The sequence below is a fragment of the Paenibacillus sp. BT-177 genome, from assembly GCF_025846815.2.
Lineage (GTDB): Bacteria > Bacillota > Bacilli > Paenibacillales > Paenibacillaceae > Paenibacillus > Paenibacillus polymyxa_C.
The window spans coordinates 422738-448092 of record NZ_JAOYTP010000001.1; the positions used below are offsets into that span (position 1 = coordinate 422738).

At 44.0% G+C, this 25355-nt stretch carries 20 protein-coding genes; 5 read left to right on the forward strand and 15 right to left on the reverse strand.

Annotated elements, in window-relative coordinates; genetic code table 11:
• Window positions 1-173 precede the first annotated feature (173 nt).
• The 3 genes from OIU26_RS02150 to OIU26_RS02160 all read left to right on the forward strand — a co-directional run bounded on the left by OIU26_RS02150 (window position 174) and on the right by OIU26_RS02160 (window position 2767).
• The gene (locus OIU26_RS02150) at window positions 174-1175 is read left to right on the forward strand and encodes an iron-siderophore ABC transporter substrate-binding protein (RefSeq protein WP_264215817.1); all 1002 of its coding nucleotides are present in this window, start codon (window positions 174-176) and stop codon (window positions 1173-1175) included.
• A 271-nt stretch (window positions 1176-1446) separates the two neighbouring features.
• The gene (locus OIU26_RS02155) at window positions 1447-2439 is read left to right on the forward strand and encodes a DUF1385 domain-containing protein (protein ID WP_013371793.1); all 993 of its coding nucleotides are present in this window, start codon (window positions 1447-1449) and stop codon (window positions 2437-2439) included.
• Between the two features lie 7 nt (window positions 2440-2446).
• Window positions 2447-2767, forward strand: a complete 321-nt coding sequence (locus tag OIU26_RS02160) for a hypothetical protein (protein WP_264216252.1) — start codon at window positions 2447-2449, stop codon at window positions 2765-2767.
• Window positions 2768-2885: 118 nt separating this feature from the next.
• On the opposite strand, the gene OIU26_RS02165 is transcribed toward OIU26_RS02160, so the two are convergent.
• The 3 genes from OIU26_RS02165 to mntR form a co-directional block, all read right to left on the reverse strand.
• Window positions 2886-3875, reverse strand: coding sequence for a patatin-like phospholipase family protein (locus OIU26_RS02165; RefSeq protein ID WP_165079682.1), 990 nt, complete (start codon window positions 3873-3875; stop codon window positions 2886-2888).
• A 95-nt stretch (window positions 3876-3970) separates the two neighbouring features.
• Window positions 3971-5716 (reverse strand): family 10 glycosylhydrolase, encoded by a 1746-nt coding sequence (locus OIU26_RS02170; protein ID WP_264215818.1) that lies wholly within the window; start codon window positions 5714-5716, stop codon window positions 3971-3973.
• 137 nt (window positions 5717-5853) lie between these two features.
• On the reverse strand, window positions 5854-6279 hold the full coding sequence (mntR, locus tag OIU26_RS02175) for a transcriptional regulator MntR (protein ID WP_007430946.1): 426 nt from the start codon (window positions 6277-6279) through the stop codon (window positions 5854-5856).
• A 241-nt stretch (window positions 6280-6520) separates the two neighbouring features.
• Between mntR and splB the strand changes: the two genes are divergently transcribed.
• Window positions 6521-7585 (forward strand): spore photoproduct lyase, encoded by a 1065-nt coding sequence (splB, locus tag OIU26_RS02180; protein ID WP_264215819.1) that lies wholly within the window; start codon window positions 6521-6523, stop codon window positions 7583-7585.
• Here splB and OIU26_RS02185 read toward each other — a convergent pair.
• The 8 genes from OIU26_RS02185 to adhE all read right to left on the reverse strand — a co-directional run bounded on the left by OIU26_RS02185 (window position 7578) and on the right by adhE (window position 20399).
• Entirely contained in the window at window positions 7578-8294 is a 717-nt protein-coding gene (locus OIU26_RS02185; protein ID WP_264216253.1) for a cytochrome c biogenesis protein CcdA, read from the reverse strand. The two genes, splB and OIU26_RS02185, sit on opposite strands and share 8 nt — an antisense overlap.
• A 168-nt stretch (window positions 8295-8462) precedes the next feature.
• Entirely contained in the window at window positions 8463-10481 is a 2019-nt protein-coding gene (metG, locus tag OIU26_RS02190) for a methionine--tRNA ligase (RefSeq protein ID WP_264215820.1), read from the reverse strand.
• A gap of 413 nt (window positions 10482-10894) precedes the next feature.
• The gene (gene yidD, locus OIU26_RS02195; RefSeq protein WP_165079679.1) at window positions 10895-11185 is read right to left on the reverse strand and encodes a membrane protein insertion efficiency factor YidD; all 291 of its coding nucleotides are present in this window, start codon (window positions 11183-11185) and stop codon (window positions 10895-10897) included.
• Window position 11186: 1 nt separating this feature from the next.
• Window positions 11187-11678 (reverse strand): Fur family transcriptional regulator, encoded by a 492-nt coding sequence (locus OIU26_RS02200; RefSeq protein WP_016822309.1) that lies wholly within the window; start codon window positions 11676-11678, stop codon window positions 11187-11189.
• A 255-nt stretch (window positions 11679-11933) separates the two neighbouring features.
• Window positions 11934-14156, reverse strand: a complete 2223-nt coding sequence (locus OIU26_RS02205) for a copper amine oxidase N-terminal domain-containing protein (protein WP_165079677.1) — start codon at window positions 14154-14156, stop codon at window positions 11934-11936.
• Between the two features lie 217 nt (window positions 14157-14373).
• Window positions 14374-15132: a pyruvate formate-lyase-activating protein gene (pflA, locus tag OIU26_RS02210; RefSeq protein ID WP_013371803.1), complete on the reverse strand. Its 759-nt coding sequence runs from the start codon at window positions 15130-15132 to the stop codon at window positions 14374-14376.
• A 65-nt stretch (window positions 15133-15197) separates the two neighbouring features.
• A complete protein-coding gene (pflB, locus tag OIU26_RS02215; protein ID WP_165079676.1) occupies window positions 15198-17459 on the reverse strand; it encodes a formate C-acetyltransferase in 2262 nt (753 codons plus the stop codon).
• 327 nt (window positions 17460-17786) lie between these two features.
• Window positions 17787-20399, reverse strand: a complete 2613-nt coding sequence (gene adhE, locus OIU26_RS02220) for a bifunctional acetaldehyde-CoA/alcohol dehydrogenase (protein ID WP_025674995.1) — start codon at window positions 20397-20399, stop codon at window positions 17787-17789.
• A 258-nt stretch (window positions 20400-20657) separates the two neighbouring features.
• On the opposite strand from adhE, the gene OIU26_RS02225 reads away from it, so the two are divergent.
• Window positions 20658-21374: a Crp/Fnr family transcriptional regulator gene (locus OIU26_RS02225; protein ID WP_014599995.1), complete on the forward strand. Its 717-nt coding sequence runs from the start codon at window positions 20658-20660 to the stop codon at window positions 21372-21374.
• 145 nt (window positions 21375-21519) lie between these two features.
• Here the strand turns inward: OIU26_RS02225 and OIU26_RS02230 are convergent, their stop codons facing one another.
• The 4 genes from OIU26_RS02230 to OIU26_RS02245 all read right to left on the reverse strand — a co-directional run bounded on the left by OIU26_RS02230 (window position 21520) and on the right by OIU26_RS02245 (window position 25300).
• Window positions 21520-22287, reverse strand: a complete 768-nt coding sequence (locus tag OIU26_RS02230) for a DODA-type extradiol aromatic ring-opening family dioxygenase (RefSeq protein ID WP_264215821.1) — start codon at window positions 22285-22287, stop codon at window positions 21520-21522.
• A 705-nt stretch (window positions 22288-22992) separates the two neighbouring features.
• Window positions 22993-23337, reverse strand: a complete 345-nt coding sequence (locus OIU26_RS02235) for a winged helix-turn-helix transcriptional regulator (protein WP_013371810.1) — start codon at window positions 23335-23337, stop codon at window positions 22993-22995.
• Between the two features lie 243 nt (window positions 23338-23580).
• Window positions 23581-24312, reverse strand: a complete 732-nt coding sequence (locus OIU26_RS02240) for a ThuA domain-containing protein (protein ID WP_264215822.1) — start codon at window positions 24310-24312, stop codon at window positions 23581-23583.
• A gap of 19 nt (window positions 24313-24331) precedes the next feature.
• Window positions 24332-25300, reverse strand: a complete 969-nt coding sequence (locus tag OIU26_RS02245) for a sugar phosphate isomerase/epimerase family protein (RefSeq protein ID WP_013371812.1) — start codon at window positions 25298-25300, stop codon at window positions 24332-24334.
• Window positions 25301-25355: the final 55 nt, after the last annotated feature.

Genomic DNA, 25355 nt, shown 5'->3' on the forward strand with positions numbered 1-25355 from the left:
CCTATCCATTTTGAGAGGTAGTATGCTCCAATGGGGGGCAGTTTAACAATGAAGTTGAAGAGTAGATTTAATAATCTTTGCATTGACAAAATTTCAATCCTGTTTCATAATATATTGATGAAAATGATAATCATTATCATTTTATAATACGTTTATACAGGAGAGCGCAATCTATGAAAAAGGGATTTATCGGATTCTTATTATTACTGACTTTTATGCTCACACTGGCAGGTTGTGGAGCAACTGACAATGCAGCGAATAAAGGCCAGACAGCTACGTCGGGTAGCAAACCTACTGAAGCAGCGACCGGTCCTGTGACAGTAAAGCATAACCGTGGTGAGCTCACGCTTGACAAGCCCGCTCAGCGTGTCGTAGTACTGGAATGGACATTCACGGAGGATTTGATTGCATTGGGCGTGCAGCCGGTTGGTAATGCGGACAATGCCAACTATAAGGTGTATGTGACTCCAGAGGCAGCTCTGGACAGTAACGTGGTCGATGTGGGTACACGCAACGAGCCTAATTTGGAGGCGATTGCTGCATTAAAGCCGGATCTCATCATCTCTAACTTTGATGGGAATGAAGCAATCTATGAGCAACTCAAGGCTATCGCACCGACGATTGAATATAATCTGAACGATGGTAACGGCTACGACTATGATAAGATGGTAGAGATTTTTAATAGTATCGCAGTCGCTCTTGGAAAAGAGGATAAAGCTAAGCAGGTGCTTGCCGATCTGGATCAGCATTATGCCGAAGCCAAACAAAAGCTCGCCGCTGCAGACAAGTCGGATTTTCATTTTATACTGACACAGGCTTTCACTTCCCAAAATGCAGCCAGCCTGCGTATGTTTTCAGATAATTCAGTCGTCGTGGGAACATTGGCGAAGATCGGTTTGGTCAACGATTGGAAACCGAGCAAGGTTGAATCATATGGCTTTTCAACTGTAGGCATTGAAGCTCTGTCAGCCGTTCAGGAGAGTAACTTTATCTATATTGTGCAGCCGGACGATAATGTTTTCGGCTCATCTATGAAAAACAATTCTGTTTGGAACGGTTTGAAATTCGTCAAAGAAAAACGTACTTATCCGTTGGCCAGTACAACATGGACGTTTGGCGGCCCGGTCTCGTCAAAGGGACTGGTTGATGGAGTTGTAGGGGCAATCACGCAATAAATTTCATGTTGACGATTCCGTCTGGATTTATAACTGACGATAATAAGCATTTATGGGGGCAGTTTGACCGCTCTCATAAATGCTTTTTTAAACCTATGGTATGAGTCTCCCCCACACACTACAAGGATTTCCATCTTCTCCGTTATGACTAATTAGCCTTTTCAAATGATAAAATTAGCAGGTCACCACATCCCATTTTCGTCTAACTAGATATTCCCTTCCAAATTCGATACAATATACAAAAAAGCATGTATTAAGAGAGGTGAGACGGTTGTCACAAGCATCCAAGCCTGTGAGCTACGGCGGTCAGGCAGTCATTGAAGGTGTCATGTTCGGCGGCAAGCGTGTCAATGTCACGGCAGTTCGCCGCAAATCTGGCGAAATCACATATTTGGAAGTTCCACGCAAGGAGCAATCCTGGGTGTCCAAATTCCGCAGAATTCCGTTATTGCGGGGGATTGTCAGCATTATCGATTCCAGTGCCAAGGGTACCAAGCATTTGAACTATTCAGCCGATGCGTATGCTGATGATGAAGTAGATCCAGAAGAACGCGCTGAACAAAAGAAAAAAGAGGAATCCCGTTGGAGCCTGAGCATGATGATCGGCGTGGCTGCGGTCGGTATATTGTCCTTCCTCTTTGGCAAAATTGTATTAACCCTCGTTCCAGTTGTTGTGGAGAGTTTCCTGTTTGACGGTTTGTTTCACAACCAGATTTTGCATAATCTCGCTGAAGGAGCTATTAAGCTGATTTTGCTGCTGGCTTATTTATGGGGTATTTCCCAGACTCCGTTAATCAAGCGACTGTTTCAATATCACGGCGCGGAGCATAAAGTGATTACTGCATTTGAAGCAGGGGAAGAACTAACTCCAGCCAACGTACAAAAATATAGTCGACTGCATTACCGCTGCGGCAGCAGCTTTATTATGCTCACCGTGATTATCGGGGTACTTGTCTATTCCCTGTTTACCTACGATAATCTGTGGGAGCGCATGGGGCAACGTCTTTTATTGCTTCCGATCGTATTGGGTCTTTCTTTTGAATTCCTCAAGCTGACCAATGCACTTCGGGAAATTCCAGTGCTTCGTTATCTAGGTTACCCCGGCCTATGGCTGCAGTTGCTTACCACCAAAGAACCGACCGATGATCAAGTCGAGGTATCGATTGCCTCATTTAAGCGTATGCTTGAATTGGATGCTGAGTTGGAAAATGTACCTGTAAAGGAGACCCTCAACAGTCCGGTCCTTGATCCTGTGAAAGGATGAGTGAATGATGTACAGACATGCCGTTATTTTCTGGCTTACCCTTGCTTTGGCCGCATATGGAATTATAGATATGCTATGGAAAGGTAGCTGGGGCTTTCTCATTAGTTTACTAATCCCTGTTTTTATTTTTGCAGTTATATTTCTGCTGTACAAATACCAGCCTAGACAACGCAAGCGAACTCCCAAAATTAAGCCCTCTGTGCGCACCATGGCCAAAACAGCCAGCACACGTAAGCAGCAAACTACAAGCAAACGCAAAACTTATCCTTTTCATGTTATTGAGGGTTCCAAGGGTAAAAATGAAGAGGAACAACCCAAATATCATTAATAATCATCAACCTTTAAAATGTAGCACAAAGGAGCCATTACCCGTGTTTTGAAATATGACCGGGAAGAGGCTCCTTTTTTACTTTCATTAAATTACTTCACCTGCCAGTAAGTGGTGCTTATTTCATGGCGTACATGGTATCTTTCATCAATTGATACTTACTATACTGCTGCTGGTAAGAAGTGATACTCCATTTGTGGAAAAAAGCTTCTCCTGCCTGCACACCGGAAGCATATAACAAATCACTTTGCTCTGGTGAAATGCTGAATTGTGCTGTGCGGATACCCAAAGTTGGAATTTTAATGGTCCGATACCGATTCTCCTGCTCAATATACCGTTCATCATGTGCCGATAGCATTGTATCAAAAATAGCCTGCAGCATGGTCAATGGGCCTCGTATATAAGAAACTTTGGTCTCCGTCCCTGTTTTGCCCACCATTTGAAACCCTACCGTTGGAATCGTTTTGGCCTCACGTTCATTTACTGGCTCATCAAAAAGCCACAAAGGCAAATTACTGAGCAAGGCCCCGTCAACTACAAATACAAATTGCTGGGAAAAGGTTTTTCCCTTGGCAAGTGCAGAATCAAGTCTTAACATAACAGGATCAAAAAAATAAGGGATACTGGTGCTCATCCGAATGGCCTTGGCTACCTCCAGTGAAGAGGGGTTTATACCAAAACGTTTGATGTCCTCAGGAAGCACCAAAATGCGTCCATTCGTAATGTCTGATGCAATAATGCGTAGCTTGCCAGGAGGTAGATCCGCGAACGTACGCACTCCTTTAGCTCGTAACAGCTCGCGTATCCAATGCTCCAGTGCCTCCCCTGAGTAGAGCCCTTTTTTAAGAAAGATACGTGCTGCTGGCCCAACCCACTTAATGTTGAATACTGGAGAACGTCGTAACAACTTGACCAAGGGGGTTTTCTCAATTACGGCTTTCATTTCATCCGCCGTATATCCCGCAGCCAATAAAGCAGCTACAATAGCACCTGATGATGTACCTGCCAAACGATTGAATACAATATCATGATCCTCGGCAGCCTTAACTGCACCCGCCAGCGATATTCCCTTAACCCCTCCACCCTGGAACACAGCATTGATCAGCATAGATCAAAAAACCTCCGTTCTCTTGGGAGTAAGCAGTTCTACTGCTTATCTATGAGAACGGAGGTCCATATAGAACCTAAATGATCCAATTTATATCATAATTGATAATAATTTTGAAGAAGTTGAATGAGTCCGTATGGATTTTTGCGCAAATGCTGTGCACTAAAATAAATATCCCCTTTAACCTGTTTATAATTCTCGTTCAGTTCAAGCTGCTTAATTAACTCTTGAGCTGATTGCCACCCTTTTTCAGGGGTGCCGATTTTATAAGGTGAATGACCGATATACAGCTTAACATCTGAATTTTTAACCTCATTGGACCACCATGCGACAAGCTTGTCATATCCAGCCGCTGGGAAGCCGATACTCCAGTAAATTTGTGGAGCTACATAATCAATCCATTCTTTATTAATCCAGGTTCTTACATCCGCAAATGTCGTGTCATATGCAGTAACGCCTGCCTTGGTGTCTGAACCCGTTATGTCCTGAGACTTGTTGCGCCACACCCCAAAAGGACTAATCCCGAATTGAACTTTTGACTTGCTGGCATGAATGCTTTTGCCCAAATCGCGAACAAAACTATTCACATTATCTCTACGCCAGTCACCTTTGTTAGAGATTTTGTTGGCGTTATATGCTTTGAAGGTCGCATCATCATCAAAAGTCCCGCTGTAAGGATAAAAATAATCGTCCAAATGAACACCGTCAATATCATAACCGTTTACGACTTCCATTATTGCAGCAATGACATGCTGACGTGCAGCCGGAATTCCTGGATTGATGTACAACTGGCTGCCATTCTTAACAATCCAAACCGGATGTTGGTTAGCCACATGGTTTGCTGCCAAACCGCTAGTTGTTCCTGTTGAATTAGCACGGAACGGATTAAACCAGGCATGGAATTCCATCCCTCGCTTATGTGACTCGCTAATCATAAATTTCAACGGATCATAGCCTGGATTTTTACCCTGGGTATTTGTTAAATACTTGCTCCATGGCACAAGATCAGACGGATAGAGCGCATCACCGCTGGCACGAACCTGAACGAATACTGCATTAATTCCCATGCCCTGCAGATCATCGAGCATTTTTGTAAACTCTTGCTTTTGCTTCTCGGAGCTGCTTCGGGCAGCCGAAGAAGGCCAATCTCCATTAATGGTGGAAATCCATGCTCCTCGCATAGAGGTTGTAGCCTTTACCTGAGCCACATTTCCCTGGGAGGAACCTGAGCTGTCCTCATTAGTAGATGTGGAAGATGAGTTGGCTACGTCCTGTCCATCATCTTTAACTCCCTGATCCGTGCTTACACTTTCCTGATTGCCAGACGCTGATGTATCTGATGATGAGCTACTGCTTCCCACAGCAGAAGTGTTCCCACTAGTAGAGGCACCTTCTTTACCACTGCTTAACGTAATGACCCGTTCTGAGGCTTGCCAGTCTACCTTTAAGCCCAACTCTTCCCCAACAAAACGCAACGGTACCATGACTCTCCCACTTGACATACGCGCAGATGCGTCCAAGCGAACCGACTTACCATTCACAGTAGCGCTTTGTGCACCATTATCCATAGATATATTTTTGTTCTGTGCTGTAATCGTTACCGTACCAGACGATGCCGACCAGTTAACCTGAGCGCCTAATCCCTCACTAATCACTCGCAAAGGAACCATCGTGACATTCGCTCCCTGTACAATGTACGGTGACGCATCACTTTGCAGGGACTGTCCGTCCAATATAATCTCAATCTCACCAGTTGGTGCCGCTTGAACTCCAGGCACGATGGCAGTCTGTACTGCTAAGAGTAGACCCGCAGCCATGAGCCCTATTTTCTTCCGATTCATATCTTTATAATCCTCCGCTACCCCTGTTAATTTTAACCCCTATCTTGTCCTGCTATATAATGGATAGACGCTATTAACCGGATATTTGTTGCGGTCAGGACAAATAAAAAAAGCATCGTCCGTAAGGACAGATACTTTTAGGAATCTCCACTTAATTCCTTGTGTATGTCATGAAGCTGGCGCAAGCGATCTTCATCCCGGCGGAAATATTCAACCAATGTCTCGATACGGGTGATGGAATCCCAGCTCAAATGGTGTTCAATACCTTCCACGTCTTTATATATCAGGTCCTTGTCAACCCCAATCATATCCAGAAATTGCTCTAGTAGCTGGTGGCGGTCAACCAACCGTTTGCCAACCTTTTTCCCTTTTGGTGTCAAAATCAGTCCACGATACTTCTCATATACAAGATAATCGTCCTTATCCAACTTCTGAATCATCTTGGTGACGGACGAAGGATGCACTTCCAAACCTTCTGCGATATCCGAGACACGAGCATATCCCTTCTCATCGATCAGTTGGTAAATGCGCTCCAAATAATCTTCCATGCTTGGCGTTGGCACTTGTTTCCCTCTTTTCTGTTATTGAACGGGCGCTTACCGCCTTCATTTCCTGCATTAAACCTACTATGTAATGATACATGTTATCATCGCCCATTGGCAAGTCTCGTCCCTCCACTCACATCTATTGCCACGATTTGTTCAATTTAAGCAGGGTACACTAAGGTTGTCGCCCCTGTCTCTTTCTGCGCGTTAGATTTGGACACCAGAGCACAGAGGATTTATTTCGAAAGGAGCGTTAGCCATGTCTACGCTTGAGCGTACTCCTGTCCAAACCAGAGGAACCAAGCCATTCATGCCTGATCTGGTGTTTTTTGAGCCAGACGCACTAAATTATCCCAAAGGCCAGCGTATTATGGATTGGGTCAAAGCTAAGGATATTCCGTATCGTATGACGACCTCTCACAACCGAATTACCAATTTACCAGGTGAAACTGAAGTTGAAAAGTACCGAATGGCAAAAAAGACACTGGTTGTCGGAATCCGTAAAACATTAACTTTTGACCAATCCAAACCCTCTGCCGAATATGCCATCCCTATTTCGACCGGCTGCATGGGGCACTGTCACTACTGTTATTTACAAACAACCTTGGGAGCGAAACCGTATATTCGCATCTATGTCAACACTGACGATATCATATCAGCAGCTAAAGGCTATATCGAGGAGCGAGTGCCTGAAATTACTCGTTTTGAAGCAGCTTGTACCTCTGATCCGGTTGGTTTGGAGCATATCACCGGATCGCTTGGAGACTTGATTCGTTTCATGGCAGATGAGGAATTTGGCCGACTTCGTTTTGTTACTAAATATCATCATGTGGATCCATTGCTGGATATTAAACATAATGGTCATACTCGCATCCGGTTTAGCATTAATTCCGATTATGTTATTAAACAGTTTGAACCTGCAACTTCGCGCTTCGAGGAACGTATTGAAGCAGCGGGCAAAATCGCACGGGCCGGTTATCCGCTGGGATTCATCATTGCACCCATCATTTGGTATGACGGCTGGGAAGCAGGTTACGGAGACCTGCTGCGTAGATTGGGAGAAACCTTGCCCCAGCATGCTACAAAGGATCTGACATTCGAATTAATACAGCATCGCTTTACCAAAACATCGAAAGCGGTTATCGAGAAGCGTTACCCGAAAACCAAACTGGAAATGGACATAGAGAAACGTAAGAAAAAATGGGGCCGCTGGGGACAGAATAAATATGTTTATCCTGATGAACAGCAAAATGCACTGCGGGAATTTATCACTGAACGCATTTTTGAACATTTTCCTTTAAGTCGTATTGAATATTTCACATAACTAGCATCCAATACGGGGTAATCCGTTGTAAAAAAAGCGTTACATCTGTCATATGATCCGTTACCAACAAAACGCCGGTGATCACAAGTAACATGCCACCTATTTGAAGAAGTATGGAAGTATAACGGGACGATAACTTAACAGAGCCTGCCAGCAAAGCCAATACAAAAAACGGAATCGCAAAACCAAGCGCGTAGCCAGTAATCAACTTGAACCACATGTGATGCTCTACCGCTGCCAAAGCGATAATAGCTGTTAGCATAGGACCGATACAGGGGGACCAGCCTGCCGCGAACCCAATTCCGATTACAAAGGAACCGGCGTATCCGGCAGGCTTCCATGTCCAGCGCAGCTTATGCTCTCTCATTAGAAACAATGGACGGACGAAACCAAGAGATACCAGACCCATGAGTATAATAAGCAACCCTGCTACGATTCTTAGCGTATCCCCATAATTGGCAAACCATTCTCCAAGCAACCCGACACTTGCCCCCAGTGAATAGAAAACAACCGAAAAGCCTAATACAAAAGCAAGCGTGTGTCCCATCGTACGATAGCGAACCTCTGCCCTGTGCCGTCCTTCAGCAAGTTCACGTGCCGACATTCCTGTTATATACGATAAATAGGATGGATATAGTGGCAAGCAGCACGGTGAAAAAAAAGAAACCAGCCCGGCAACGATGGCCAACCCCGCGTTGACATCTGACATCATTATTTCCTCCCACCTGTCTTAGTGAACACGCAGAGCAAATACAAGCCCTACCTACTAAAACATACGTATAGACAAAGGAAAATATGATGAAGCCAAAAAGCGTATGCCTGGGGAGAAGAATACCCAAGCATACGCTTTTTACGTTCTTTTATTTTATATAGACTCTTATTTTACAATCGCACCATTCGGCATACCTTCCGGTACAGTGGCCAATGTAAGCTGATCCCCATGTGATGCTGCCAAAATCATACCCTGCGACAGCTCACCCCGGAGTTTTACTGGCTTAAGATTGGTCACACAGATTACCTTACGCCCAATGATATCCTCAGGTGTATAAAACTTCGCAATTCCTGATACCACTTGCCGCTGCTCATAACCGAGATCGAGCTGGAGCTTCAACAGTTTATCGGCCTTCTTCACAGGCTCACAGGCGACAACCTGAGCAACGCGCAGCTCTACCTTGGCAAAATCCTCAATGCCAATCTCTTCTTTCGCTTCTGGTGCTTCCTGGCTCGCCTCAGATGCATTCAGCGGTTGAGCTTGTGTCGCAGCTTCCTCCGGTTTCTTACCTCCAGTCATTGCTTCTACAATAAAAGCAACCTCTTGCTCAGAGTCCAGACGAGGGAAGATCGGATTCCCTTTAACCAACTGCGTTCCTTCTGGAATACGCCCAAATTGCTTACCGCTATCCCATGTAGTCAGCTCTCCTTGACGAATACCGAGTTGTTCCCAAATTTGGTGAGGCGCACGTGTCAAGAAAGGCTGAAGTAAAATGGAAGCAATACGCAAGCTTTCTACCAAATGCACCATAACAGATGCCAATTCGCTACGTTTTGCCTCATCCTTAGCCAGACTCCACGGTTGAGTCTCGTCAATATACTTGTTGCTGCGGCTAATAAATTGGCTAATCGCCGTTAAAGCCACGGAAAATTCCATATTTTCCATAGCTTCTTCAACTTTACTATAAGTCGATGTTGCCATATCTACCAAAGTTGCGTCGAATGAGGTAACATTGGCTTCATAAGCGGGAACTTTACCGTCAAAATATTTGTCTACCATCGCTACAGTACGATTCAACAAGTTGCCCAGATCATTGGCCAAATCTGAATTTACACGATCTACAAAACTTTCAGGTGTGAATGTTCCATCCGCTCCAAATGGCACCTCGCGCAGCAAGTAGTACCGAAGTTGATCCAGACCATAACGGTCAATCAACGTTACCGGGTCTACCACATTGCCTTTAGATTTCGACATTTTACCATCTTTCATGAGTAACCAACCATGTGCAAATACTTTTTTAGGCAACGGAAGATCCAGTGCCATCAGCATGATTGGCCAATATATCGTGTGGAACCGTACAATCTCTTTACCTACGATATGCACATTTGCTGGCCAAAATTTATCGTACAGCTCAGTATTAGAAGAGCCATACCCCAAGGCTGTGATGTAGTTGGAAAGTGCGTCAATCCACACGTATACGACATGCTTCGGGTCCCCCTTAACCTTAACTCCCCAATCAAACGTTGTACGGGAAACAGCCAGATCCTCTAGCCCCGGCTTGATGAAGTTGTTAATCATTTCTTTTTTCCGGGATTCCGGTTGGATAAACTGCGGGTTCTCTTCATAAAATTGCAGCAACCGATCAGCATACTTGCTCATGCGGAAAAAGTAGCTCTCTTCCTTGACTAGTTCTACAGGGTGTCCACTATCTGGGCTCTTACCTCCAGTGACATTGCCTTCAGCGTCCTTCACTACGTCAACGAGCTGAGTTTCTGTGTAGTAAGTCTCGTCAGGAATGCTGTACCAACCTTCATATTCTCCCTTGTAAATATCGCCTTGTTTTAATAAACGATCAAAGATTTCCTGTACGACAGCCTTATGACGTTCCTCCGTAGTACGGATAAAATCGTCATTGGAAATGTCGAGCTTCCGCCACAGGTCTTGAATACCTGCCACAATGTCATCTACGAAACGTTGAGGCGTTTTGCCAGCTGCACTTGCCTTTTGCTCAATCTTCTGGCCATGCTCATCCGTTCCTGTCAAATAACGAACCTCATAACCCCGTAGCCTCTTGTAGCGAGCCATCGCATCACCCGCTACCGTCGTGTAGGCATGGCCTATATGGAGCTTGTCACTGGGATAATAGATCGGTGTTGTAATGTAAAATGTGTTCTCACTAGACATGTATGTTCCTCCTGTTTTGTTCACGACAGCAAAAGATTTGCTACCATGATAGGTACTCCAATTCATGAATTCGACACAAATTGGGCACAAAAAAAGACCCCCGTCCCTATGGGACGAGAGTCACCTCACGCGTTACCACCCAAATTCCCTGTATCCTCGCAGAATACAGGCTTCACCGGTCACATCTGACCGCCCATTAACGCTGGATCACGCCTCCTCCTTACGATTGCCTCCTGAACATAGCTTCACTGTGGCAAATACGCTCGAAAAAGGTTCCTCCAGGACCATATTCAGGCTTCACTCCAGACCGGTTTTCAGCTAACTCCGGCTCTCTGTACTGGACGACTTACCTTACTCATCCTTTCACAGGAAAACAATATTAACCAAAATATAACCAAATCGGCATAGCGCTGTCAAGTCAGACCCTTCTCGGTATGGGTAGCCAAACGATCTTTGTCAGACTTATCTACCCCTTTTTTTGCAGGAGGGACCAAATCTACGCCGCCGGGATGAAATGGATGGCATTTAGCTATACGCTTTGCAGCCAGCCATGAGCCTCTGAGCGCACCATGCACTTCTACCGCCTCCAGCGCATACGCCGAACACGTCGGATAGAACCTGCAGGTAGCCGGCTTTAATGGGGAAATGTAAGCACGATAAAACTGAATCGGAGCCTGTACCACTCTGCGTGTGGTGATTTTCATTTCAGTAGCCCCCGTGGCTGTGAGTGTGACTGCTCGTCTGTTTGAAACCCCCGTCCGAATTACTCTCAGTATGCCCATTCTTCTGCTGGCAGTCTTTGCAATAACCAAAAATTTCAAACTTATGCTCGACGATTTGGAATTGATCTGTCGTATCTGTCATTTGCATTGGACAAAAAGAAATCGGCAATGTTTTCTGACAACTCAAGCAAATCATATGGTGGTGGTGATGATGTTCATTACAGCTCACCTTGAACTTCATTCCATCCTCAAAAGATACCTGCTCCAGTACACCCAATTCCTGCATTACACGCAGATTGCGATAAACTGTATCAAAGCTAAGTCCGCTGTACTTCTTACCCATATATTCATAAACGTCTTTGGGGGACAGATACCCTTCATTCTCGGAAAATAACGTGGCCAACGTCTTGCGCTGATCTGTAATACGCAGCCCTTGAGCGGACATCGTTGCGATAATCTCATCCTTTGTCAGCATGCGTTTCACCCTCCCCTGTCTATAGTTTCAGGTTTTCTGATGCAGGCTTAGGCTTGCATCTATTCATTATACCACGATTAAAGTCAATATTATAAGAGATATTCGTGCTACTCATAAGAAAAAGACGTTCTCCAGTGCTGCAACCAAGTTTGCAACGGGAGAACGCCTATATCCTGTAAGTGACATCGACTTTTAAAACGGTGAATGATGAGACTCAAGTGGTCTAAGCCGGTAAACAGCACCGGTTAATTCAAATTAATTTTTAATAGCTGGTAAAGGCATAACTACTACGGAAACCGGCAGATTACTACCAGCAGCTGCAGTGAAATACATCTCTACACTTTCCTCAATATGACCTGTACGATACAGTACACTCATTTCATTCGGAGCCCATACAGAACCATTTGTCGGTATACCCACAACCTGATTGTTAACCATCGCATAGCCGGAATATTCGCCTCCCCGCGGGTTAAACGTAATCAGTGAATATGGCGCTACATGGTCCAACTTAACCTTATATACAACACCAAAGTTACCGGCATTGGAAGCAGAAGAACCGTCCAGACCGTCGGTACCAATCAGGTTCGGGTCTACCTTATTATCACCAAGAACGATACGTTGGGCTGTTTTACCAACCTCTTCGGTATAATTGAGCGAGATATCCGAATTTGCGTACGTTCCACGGTTATGAATACCGTCCTTAGGCAGTTTTGCCAGTGTAGGCAGTACAGTCATTGGATCTGCATTAGCATCTAGCACAACTACCGTGTATTGAATAGGTTGATCCGTGTACAGATCGGATAACAAAGAAATAACTTGTTTTTGCTTGATTTTTTGCGCGTTCAAATCTTGTAAAATAACACGGCTCTCACCCGGATTTAGAACTGTGCTGGAATGCTTGCTTCCATCCAACATAGATTGAAAGTACCTTTGAATCGAAACTTTACCCGCAGCTGTTGCAAACTCAGATGGTCCAGCAAAACCGGAATTTTCGACATTTATATTGGTAGGCGTGATATTGTTGTTGGTCGCAATCACGTACATCTTCACATCTCGACCCGTTTCATTGACATGATGGACAAGAATACGCGTACTGCCTGAGCCTGTTTCCTGATACACGATACCATCCTGGAACACACGCTCTGGGCTGTTAGCACGAATCAGAAGACGTGGTGAAGAAGTGCTTGTCACTGGAATAGTGGCCATAGTAGGCACCTGGCTGCCATCTACACTGTATTTATCGCCATATGGCGTGAAAATTTTGTTGAAATCATCCTCGTTGTATAGCAATTCGTTCGTAATTTTAATTGTTTGATTTATGCTATTTGTTGCGCCGTGCTTATCAGTCACGGTCAGGGTAATTGTTACATCTCCTGGTTGGAAGAAGGCAAGTTTTTTATTCACCCAATCACGCTTAGTGATAGCATTCTCGTCGTCAGTACTCAGGTCGGTAATGGTAATTTTTTCACCCATCTTATACTCTTTTTTATCCGTTGTAAACAGAGCCACTGGCGGCTGGTTTGGTGGTCTTACTGTAATTGTTACTGAGTAAGGATCACTCCAGTTCCCAGCAGAGTCAAGAACGGAATAGGTAACTACATATGTACCCGGCTCCTGAAATACGTCCTGCTTACCTTCCCAACGTTGGTTCACAATCGGAAGACCTGTAGGAGAAGATTCCTTAGTCAAATACGTAACTTGAGTTTCGCCCGCATAGATATCTTTTTGCTGAACCGTAAAAGAAGCTTTCGGTTTTTGATTCAAATCCATGATAACTTGTTTAGTCGTATTATTCACAGTATAAGGAATATTTAAGGCCTGTGTAATCGAGGTCAACGGTACCATAAATACGTTCTTTTGTTGGAAAGCCGGTCCCTTCATTTGTCTAGCTTCACCGTTAACCGTATAAACCTTGCTGTCTGTTTTGAAGCGCAGAACATTTGTTCCCTGAGTGATTACGGTTTCTTTAGTGGCAGTGTCATAACTAAACTGCAATCCGACACGGCTGACAAGAGAACGGATAGCTACATAGGAAACTCCGTCTTTGACTGTCATCGGCTGAGTTGCTGTATATACCTGTCCGTTTTGTTCCATTTTAGCACTGTTCAAATACAAAATCAGTTGATTCGCATTCATGGATGTTGGAGCTCCACCAGGATTGGTAATCGTTCCGTCTCCACCGTATACATCATTGGTTACGTTCGATCCGTTAGTAGTATCTGTAGGCAGACCAGTCAATGGATCATTGGATACACCTGTGTTATTAGGTGTTACCGTATTATTTTGTGTGCTTGTTCCATCTTGATCTCCGATACTATTCTGAACGCCGGAATCAGCAACATTGGTCTGAGCCTGCTGTGCGCTAACCGAATCGGTGGATTGAACAGTTGTTGATGCTGCTTCTGCTCCTACAGGGGCTACTGCAGCCACCTGAGCTACCGCCAAGGCGGTGAGCATGGTCCATTTCTTGAAATTCATTGTCTGTCTCCTTCTATCCCCAAATTATTATCATTCCCGTGAAAAGTCATACTATTAGACGCGACAGTTGCTAAAAAGTTTCTGGAAATTTTGACGATCATGAAAAAAAGGGAACATTCTCCTGTGAATGCAAAAATTCAACAACAAAAAACCGCCGTCCATCTGATCTGATGTGGCGGCGGCTTCATAACCTGAAAGTAGTTCTGATCCATTTACATTATGATGGACGACAGGCAGTATTCGTTCCTGCAGTCTCCAGACGACCCTCTTCAATGAGTCGGTAAGCACGTTGAACTTCTTCATCTGTAGGAGACGGAACTCCCTCCAGCGGATACGCCTTACCGAGCATTTCCCATTTGTAAACACCCATTTGATGGTAAGGTAAAATTTCGAATTTTTCGACTCCGTTCAACGTTCCAATGAACCGTCCCAAATTTAGTAGATCTTGCTCGTCATCATGAATCCCCGGTACAAATACGTGTCTAATCCACATCTTGCGCCCTTGCTCAGACAACCATCGGGCCGTACTTAACATACGGTCGTTGGACTTGCCTGTAAGCTTAATATGCTTGTCGTTATCGATGTGCTTAATATCTAGTAGTACCAAATCCGTTACGTCCAGCAGATCATGGATACGACCTGCATCATTAAAGCCGTTGCTGTCCAATGTCGTGTGCAAATTCCAGCGACGTTTCACTTCTTTGAACAGCTCTGCTACAAAATGAGCTTGCAATGTCGGTTCTCCACCGGATACAGTTAATCCGCCTCCCGAAGAACGGTAATAGGCTAAGTATGGTTCAATCTCAGCCAATACTTCTTCTAACGTCATCGGATTACCTTCATTCAAGGCCCAAGTGTCCGGATTATGGCAATATTGACATTTCAACAAGCATCCTTGCATAAAGAGCACGAAGCGGATGCCGGGACCATCGACGGTCCCGAAGGTTTCCAATGAGTGTATGTGACCTTTCAACATGTTGCATCATCCTTCCCGCATCCGCTATGCGTGCGTCAGTGTATTATTTGATACGTAAAACTTATTTACATTGTACCGTGGAAAGTACGGTTAATAACATCCAATTGTTGCTCACGAGTCAGCTTGATAAAGTTAACGGCATAGCCGGAAACACGAATCGTAAGTTGTGGATAGTTTTCTGGGTGTTCCATTGCATCCAACAGTTGTTCACGAGCAAACACATTGACATTCAGATGATGTGCGTGACTTCCAAAGTAGCCATCCATCATCGAAACAAGGTTTGTTTTGCGTGTTTCTTCTTCTTTACCCAGTGCTTTAGGCACGATGGAGAAGGTATTCGAAATACCATCTAAGCTGTGTTCATAAGGCAATTTGGCTACGGAACTCAGAGATGCCAGAGCACCTTTTTTATCACGACCATGCATTGGGTTTGCACCTGGTGCGAACGGTTCGCCTGCTTTACGTCCATCAGGTGTTGTACCTGTTTTCTTACCGTATACCACGTTGGAAGTAATGGTCAGTACGGATTGAGTAGGAACCGCATTACGATAAGCTTTATGTTTGCGGATCATGCTCATGAAGCTTTCTACCAGTTCTACAGCAATAGTATCTACGCGGTCATCATTGTTACCATAGCAAGGATATTCGCCTTCAATTTCAAAGTCAACAGCAATTCCTTTTTCGTTGCGAATTGGTTTAACTTTTGCATATTTAATGGCGCTCAAGGAGTCGGTAGCAACTGACAGGCCTGCAATACCGCAAGCCATGGTACGAAGAATATCACGGTCATGCAACGCCATTTCAATGCGTTCGTAGCTATATTTATCATGCATATAGTGAATAACATTCAAAGTGTTCATGTACAGTTTTGCGAGCCATTCCATCATAGGTTTGAAACGGCTCAACACTTCTTCGTAATCCAGCACTTCACTTGTAATGGCTGGGAACTCAGGTCCTACTTGAACGCCGGATTTTTCATCCTTACCACCGTTAATGGCATACAGCAGAGCTTTTGCTAAGTTGGCACGAGCGCCAAAGAATTGCATTTGTTTACCAATTCTCATGGCGGATACACAACAAGCAATACCATAATCATCGCCGTAGATTGGACGCATCAAATCGTCATTTTCATATTGAATGGAGCTAGTTTCAATAGAAACTTTTGCACAATATTTTTTAAAGCCCTCAGGCAGTTTTTCTGACCACAGTACAGTCAAGTTAGGCTCTGGAGCAGGTCCTAAGTTGTACAGTGTGTGCAAGAAGCGGAAGCTGTTTTTGGTAACACGAGTTTCTCCAGTGACAGACATACCACCAATGGATTCTGTTACCCAAGTTGGGTCACCACTGAACAGTTCGTTGTAGTCAGGTGTACGCAGGAACTTAACAATACGCAGTTTCATAACAAAATGATCGACCAGTTCCTGAGCTTGTTCTTCGTTCATCGTACCTTCCTCAAGATCACGTTGAGTATAGATATCAAGGAATGAAGATACACGTCCCAAGGACATTGCTGCACCATTTTGTTCTTTAATCGCTGCGAGATATCCAAAATATACCCATTGGAAAGCTTCTTTTGCATTGTTAGCTGGTTTAGAAATATCAAAGCCGTGCTCAGCAGCCATTTGTTTCAATTCATTCAAGGCACGAATTTGTTCAGAAATTTCTTCACGTAGACGGATTACGTCTTCTTCCATGGAATCAACTTCAAGGCTTTTCAATTGAAGTTTTTTATCTTGGATCAAGAAGTCTGCACCATACAGAGCTACGCGACGATAGTCACCGATTATACGACCACGACCGTATGCATCTGGCAAACCAGTAATGATACCAGCTTTACGAGCTGCTCTCATTTCATCTGTATAAGCGTCAAATACACCTTGGTTGTGCGTTTTACGAATATGAGTGAAAATGTCAACAATGCTTTGTGGCACTTCAAAACCATAGGCTTTGCAAGCGTCGATCATCATCCGAATTCCACCGAACGGTTGCAAAGAACGTTTGAATGGAGCATCTGTTTGTACACCGACAACTTGTTCTTTGTCCTTGTCCAAATAGCCTGGTTTATGTGAAATAATGGTGGATGGCGTATTCACGTCTACATCAAGCACACCGCCGTTTGCCAACTCTTTTTTAGTAAGATCAGATACAATTTCCCACAGTGCAGTTGTGTTAGCAGTAGGACCAACCAAAAATTTTTCATTACCAACATAAGGTGAGATATTGGTTTCAATAAAATCGTTGACGTTAACTTCTCTAGTCCATTTTCCTTTTTTAAAACCTCTCCAGCCAGATTGTTGCTCTTGTAATTCTCTCTCAATCACCGACATGTAAATCCCTCCAAATTGTTTGGTCTTCCGGACTTGTGATTTTTTTCACGTTTAAACTATTTCTTAAGCCCGGCCTTTTCACCGATGCCTTACGCTCAGTGTCGGGACCTTTCTTACACTCTTATTGTAGAATAATGATAGAGTGTAGTATGTGACATAAATCACAATATGAGTGATTTATGTCACTTTATTTTCCCTAGCTTCACGCCTATACCTTCAGCCTCGCCGCTCACCTCCCTTCCCAAACCAAGAGGCCCTCTATATAGAGAGCCTGCATTGGTATTGTATAGGAAAATGCTTTGTTACAAGCCTCTTCATACTATTATATTATTGATCAAAGCGTCCGTAGAAGGCATTGCGGTATACATCAGCCAATTCAGTAACCAGCGGCAGCTTTGGATTTGCAGTTGTACATTGATCCTCAAAAGCGCGGTCAGCCAGATAATCTACACGTGATTCAAAGTCTTTTGGATCGAATCCGAGTTGTTGGAACGATTCCTCGATACCGAGTGTTTTGTTCAACTTACGGATCGCGTCAATTAAGCTGTTAACCCCTTCTTCAGTGGTACGTGCAGGCAGTCCCAGTATGCGTGCAATTTCTGCATAGCGCTCATCTGCAACAAAGTGCGAATATTTAGGGAACGAAGCAAATTTTGTCGGCTTTTTCGCATTGTAGCGAATAACGTGCGGCAGCAAGATAGCATTCGTGCGGCCATGCGCCGTATGGTATTGTCCGCCCCATTTATGTGCAAGACTGTGGTTAATACCCAAGAATGCATTAGCAAACGCCATACCTGCAAGTGTAGAAGCATTATGCATTTTTTCGCGAGCCAACTTGTCGCCGATCAGAGCCGATTGCTCCAGGTATTGGAATACCAGTTGAATGGCTTTAATTGCCAGACCATCTGTGTAATCATTGGCCATTACAGACACGTAAGCCTCGATAGCATGTGTCAGAACGTCCATACCTGTATCGGCTACAGCTGTTTTAGGCAGCGAATATACAAACACAGGGTCAATAATTGCCACATCAGGAGTCAACTCATAGTCAGCCAGCGGATACTTCGTGTTGCCCAGGTTTTTGTCTGTAATTACTGCAAACGATGTGACTTCCGAACCTGTACCCGAGGTTGTAGGGATAGCTACAAATTGTGCTTTTTGACCCAGACGTGGGTACTTGTAAATCCGTTTACGAATATCCATGAATTTTTGCTTCAAGTTATTGAAATCAGTATCCGGATATTCATAGAACATCCACATGCCTTTAGCAGCATCCATTGGCGAACCGCCGCCGAGTGCGATGATGCAATCCGGTTGGAAACGTCTCATCATTTCAGTACCACGCTCTACCGTAACTGTCGATGGATCTGGCTCAACTTCAGAGAACACTTCAATCGCAACTGGTGTTTGGCGCTGGTGCAAATAATGAATGACGCGGTCCACATATCCGAGTTTCACCATCATAGGGTCAGTGATAATGGCTACACGTGTGATATCAGGCATTTTAGCAAGATACTGTGTCGAATTTTTCTCAAAATAAATTTTGGAAGGTACTTTGAACCATTGCATATTCACCGTCCGTTTCGCCACCCTTTTCACATTAATCAAGTTAACTGCAGATACGTTCGACGAAGTCGAGTTACGACCGTACGAACCGCAACCAAGTGTCAACGAAGGAAGGTTGGTGTTGTAAATATCACCGATTGCACCATGTGTGGAAGGTGCATTTACAATGATACGACCTGTTTGCAAACGGTTTGCAAAGCGAGCGATAACGTCCTCATCTTGCGAATGGATAGCTGACGAGTGACCCATACCGCCGAACTCTACAACTTCAGCAGCACGTTGGATACCTTGCTCTGCATTTTTCACTTTGTAGCAAGCCAATACCGGACTCAATTTTTCCGCAGATAATGGGAATTTGGTTCCTACTCCTTCAATTTCAGCGACCAAAATTTTTGTTCCTGCCGGTACTGTAATGCCGCTCATTTCAGCTATTTTTACAGCAGACTGGCCGACGATGGCCGGGTTCACTGCACATTTTTCTACATTCATAGCCCCTTGAGTGAGCTTAGCTGCTTCTTCTTTATTTACAAAGTAGCAACCATTAGCAATCATCAATTTCTTCACTTGCTCGAAGATAGGCTCTTCGATAATTACGGCTTGTTCCGAAGCACAAATCATACCGTTATCAAAAGATTTAGAAAGGATAAGGTCGTTCACGGCCTGTTTAATATCGGCTGTTTTTTCAATAAAGCAAGGTACGTTACCAGGACCTACGCCAAGTGCAGGTTTACCACAGCTATAAGCTGCCTTAACCATGCCTGATCCACCAGTTGCCAAAATCAATGCCACATCAGGGTGGTTCATCAGTACATTTGTTTTATCCATCGAAGGTGCTTCAATCCATTGGATGCAATCCGCTGGAGCACCATGTTTAACAGCTGCTTCAAGCAAGACGCGGGCTGCTTCCGCACTACACGATTGAGCAGATGGATGGAAGCCGAAAATGATTGGGTTACGTGTTTTAATGGCAATTAACGCTTTGAACATCGTAGTCGAAGTCGGGTTTGTTACTGGAGTAATCCCCATGATGATACCGACTGGCTCTGCAATCTTTTGGAAGCTATCGAAATCATTATCTTCAATGACACCAACGGTCTTCTCATTTTTGATGCTGTGATAGATATATTCTGTTGCAAACATGTTTTTGGTGATTTTGTCCTCGTACACACCGCGTCCTGTTTCTTCAACAGCCAACTTCGCTAGGTGCATGTGCTTATCCATCCCTGCGAGTGCCATAGCTTGTACGATTTCATCAATCTGCTCCTGATTCATACTCATGAAAGCTTGCTGTGCCCGGTTCGCCCGGTCAATCAGCGTTTGAATATACTGCTCTGCGCTTTGCTCTTTTTGGATAACCTCGTTTTTAACAGCCATTTCCCTCATCCTCCTGTTATCTCGTGTACTATCTCTTGTTCACGCACTGATCGTAACACAGCTTTTCAAGATATTTTGTGATTTTTTTCACAATCTATTTAAAATTTTATTTTATGAAGTGAATTAAATCACAAAGTTTGGAATTCTGCCACTTTTACCCCCTCTTCTTGCCCCAAAAACTCATTGCACAGGTATATAATGAATTTGAATTGATCAAGTTGCAGATAAAAAACATAGGATACAAAGGGGAAATGGACGATGAGAAACCCTACAAATGTAATGGAAGCCCGCGGCAACACCTGTTGCTTCTCGGAGGCCAGCTTCAACCGGTTGCAAGTGATGATGAAAGATCGAGTTATGCCAGAAAGCTCGCATTTGTTCTGGGAAGGAGATACAGCGGATAAGCTGTTTTATATTAAGCGCGGACGCGTAAAGGTAACCAAAACAACGGATGAGGGTAAGGAACTTATTCTATATATGTATCAAAGCGGCGATCTTGTTGGTCAAGCTGATCCTTTCTTCGGCACCAAGCATTCCTTTTCTGCTGAGGTTCTGGAGGACAGTGATATTGGCGTAATCGATCATACAGATTTGGAGCTGCTTATTTGCCAGCATTGTGATTTTGCGATTGACTTTATGAAATGGATGGGATCGCATCATCGCATTACTCAGACCAAGTTCCGCGATTTGATGATGTACGGCAAGCCTGGCGCTCTATGTTCCACACTCATCCGACTATGCAACACCTATGGTGAGCCTCACGGCGACTATATCTTGATTCATAAAAAGATTACTCATACTGACTTATCAAATATGATCGGTGCTACCCGGGAAAGCGTAAATCGGATGCTCAGTGATCTGCGTAAGAAAAATGCAGTAGAATACGATAATGGTATGATTGTTGTCAAGGATTTGGAAATGCTGCAAGGTGTATGTCATTGTGAATTGTGCCCACGTGAGATTTGCCGGATATAATAAATTGTTTTTTAATGTAAAAGGGAGTGCTGTAAGCCATTATTAGCTTATAACACTCCCTAATTTTATTCCACTCCCCATTTTTTAGAGAACGGACGGGACAGTAACAAAGCACATAACTCGACCTTCTTCTGCCCTACACGCTTTAAAACTGAAAGCATAGATAACCTAAATTTCCCATCTCATAGCTTCTATGGATGACCTTAGCTTTGTTTGCAGGATTGCCACTACCCATTGCAATAAACAATGGTACAAAGTGTTCTGCTCTAGGTACGGCCTGACGAGCATATGGCGCTTCGCTTTCATAGTGATCCAAAGCTTCTATATCTCCGCTTTGCACTTTTTCGATAATCCAGTCATCAAAATCAATTACCCAAGGCTCCGTTTTCGTTTCTCCCCATTTGACAATACGCAGATTATGGACAGTCACGCCACTGCCAATGACCAGAATATCTTGTTCTCCCAACTCACGCAACACGTCACCAATGGCAAATTGTGCTTTGGGCGAGAGGTACGGATTTACGGAAATCTGAACTACCGGAATGTCTGCCTCAGGATACATACGATGCAACAATGTCCAGGAACCATGATCCAGTCCCCTCACCCGATCAGTTTGTACATCGATGCCCTTTTGTTCATATAACTTTTTCAACTTATTAGCTAGTTCAACAGAACCATGTGCTGGATACTTCACTTCGTACAGTTCGGGTGGGAAGCCTCCAAAATCATAAATTGTATCGTATATGTCATCCATTGAACTAATCGTTAACACTTGCGTCTCCCAGTGAGCTGTAAAGATAACAATCGCCTTAGGGTGAACGCTTTTCCCCAACTGCTCTAGAAATGCAGTGTAGTCCGTCTGTTCAATAGCAAGCATAGGTGATCCGTGGGCTAAAAATAAAGATGGTACCATTAAAAAATCCCCTTATCGCAAACAATTTATTTTATTCACTTAGTAACTTTATGTAAGCAATAATACATAAGTAATATAGTAATGTCAATATAGATGCCAGCATATACTTAAAGATCAGCAATTCTTTAAATAAAGATTGATATAGGTATAAAGTCATAGTAATATGTAACTAATAAATTTAAAAATATTATTATATCCCGATACAAAGGACTGGTTTCTATGGAGATACATACTTCGAATTGCCCAAAATGCGGTTCCGTTTTCCGTCAAAATCTTAGAAACCTGTGTAATACTTGTATTCAAGAAGAAAATATATTCTTTGACCGCTGTTCTAACTATCTATGGAAGCATCCTTCTACTCATACCCGCCAACTCAGTGATGTGACTGGCACACCTATGGATTTGCTTACAGATTGGGTAAGAGCAGGTAAATTTCCCTCCACATACAGTCAGCTTGATTATCCTTGCGAGTCCTGCCGTTCTCCCATTTATGCAGGAAGACTTTGCCACTCGTGTTTAGGCACATTTCGTTCAGCCGCCCTGGATATTCAATCCCGTGTCCCTCGCCGTACAAAAGCCGGAGTATTCTCAGTAGCAGGGCGCGCTAAAAGCTATTAAGCCGTACTGCCTACCACAAAATAAAAAAACAGCCTTTTCCTAGGAAGAGGCTGTTTTGCTATGAGAAACACTTAATGAGTTTGGTGATCATCTAATCCATTCCTCAGCCCAAAATTGAATCTGCTCCATAACCGGCTGAAGTGCACGACCTTTGGTGGTTAGCTCATATTCAATGCGGACAGGAGTTTCCGGATATACATGGCGTGTAAGAATCCCTTCATTTTCCAGATCCTTCATCCGCTCTGATAACATTTTGTCACTCATTGTGGGAATCAGATTGGAAATATCCTTAAACCGCTTGGGACCGCTCATCATGGATTGAATAATCAATCCATTCCAGCGCTTACCCAGACATGAAAAGGCGGTTTCAAAACGCGGACACATTTTTGTAAATTGCGGTTGACTCTCCAAATTTTTCACCTTCTTTTGCATTTCGGTTTGATAAAGCTTTCCTTTTGTTAGTATATATCATTTTAGCATACTTTATCCCGAAAGAAAACACTTTCTTAAATTTAATACCTGTGCTGATAAAGTTGCCATGACCAAAACTGATTATACAACAAACCAATGCGGCAGGTATATGTCTAATTCGTTAAATACAAAAAGGCGGAATCCCCAGAGGTTCCGCCTGTAAACCTGTTATTTATATAATTCATCAATATGTGATAATTGTAACTATACCAACACTCCACCAAGCGGCCTTACCGGTTCACTTCTACCATATACTGGTTTTTTATTGCTTGTCGGTGAAGCCCAACGGATGCTGTTAGCAATGACCTTCAAAATATCAGGCTGGTAATAAGTCGGATAGGTCTCATGCCCTGGTCGGAAATAAAATATTTTACCACTGCCTCGATGGAAGGTGCATCCAGTTCTAAATACTTCGCCGCCTTCAAAGTTACTGATAAAGACCAGTTCATCCGGCGCAGGAATATCAAAGAACTCGCCATACATCTCTTCCTGCTCTAAGAGAATTTTGCCGTCTATTCCTTCCGCAATAGGATGTGACGGATTTACTGACCAAATAATCTCCTGCTCGCCTGCAACTCTCCATTTTAAATCACAACTAGTGCCCATCAGAGCTTTAAATGGCTTGGCGAAATGGCCTGAGTGCAATACGATGAGGCCCATTCCTTCCTGCACACGCTTGACGACACGCGCTGTAACTTCATCGCTCACCTGATCGTGGGCTTTATGTCCCCACCACAGCAGCACATCTGTGGAATTGAGGATTTCATCTTCCAAACCATGTTCGGCATTCTCACGCAAAGTAGCTGTTCTAATGGCAAAACCTTCATCTGCCAAGCCGTCAGCCAATGCTTGGTGTATGCCGTTAGGATAAATCCGTTTGGCTTCTTCATTTAACTTTTCGTTCAAAAATTCATTCCAAATGGTGACGTTAATCATCACAGTTCCCCCTATTAGGTTAGACCCACCACATCTCGCTCAGCGGTTCTTCAATCAGGACCTGGCGAAGATTATGGACAGCTTTAGTAAAGCCTTCTTCCACGGACATCAGACCGTCTTCATGCTCAATACTTACTACATAATCGTATCCCACCAGACGCAGAGCACTGATAATATCTGCCCAGGTTTTTACATCATGACCATAGCCCACAGTACGGAACTGCCATGCTCGATCTAACATATTTGTATACTCCTGCATATCGGTAAGTCCGTATTTATTAACATTGATCGGATCAATCGTCGTATCCTTGGCATGGAAATGGTGAATGGCTCCCTCTCGGCCTAAAATTTGAACCGCCTGTACGGGATCAATTCCCTGCCACCACATATGGCTCGGATCCAGATTAGCACCAATGACCTCTCCTGCCGCTTCACGCAAACGAAGCAAGGTTGCTGGTGTATGAACGGAGAAGCCCCCATGTAACTCCAGCCCTATTTTAACATGGTGATCTGCTGCAAATTTACCCGTTTCAGTCCAGTAAGGAATAATTTTATTCTCCCATTGCCACTTCAGCACTTCCTGGAAATCATTAGGCCACGGAGCCACAGGCCAGTTTGGATACTTCGCATCCTCGTGATCACCTGGACAGCCTGAGAAAGTGTTCACAACAGGAACTTCCAGCTTTTCTGCCAATCGGACGGTTTTAAGAAATGTGTCATGATCTGCCTGTGCCAAATGCTTTTGTGGATGAAGCGGATTACCATGACAGCTAAGCGCGCTAATCGTTAATCCCCGGGATTCTACTGCCTTTTTAAAATTTTTGAGCGCCGTATCGTTCTCTAGCAACTCATCAGGCTTGCAATGCTTATCTCCCGGGTTGCCACCTGTTCCGATTTCTACAGCATCCAGTCCCTGAGAAGCCACATAATCCAGCGCCTCCTCCAATGAACGTCCACCGAACAACACCATAAATACTCCAAGTTTCAAAAGAAATCCCTCCCTGTATCATATGTGAAAAAAGCTGCTTTCATTATAGTGATTG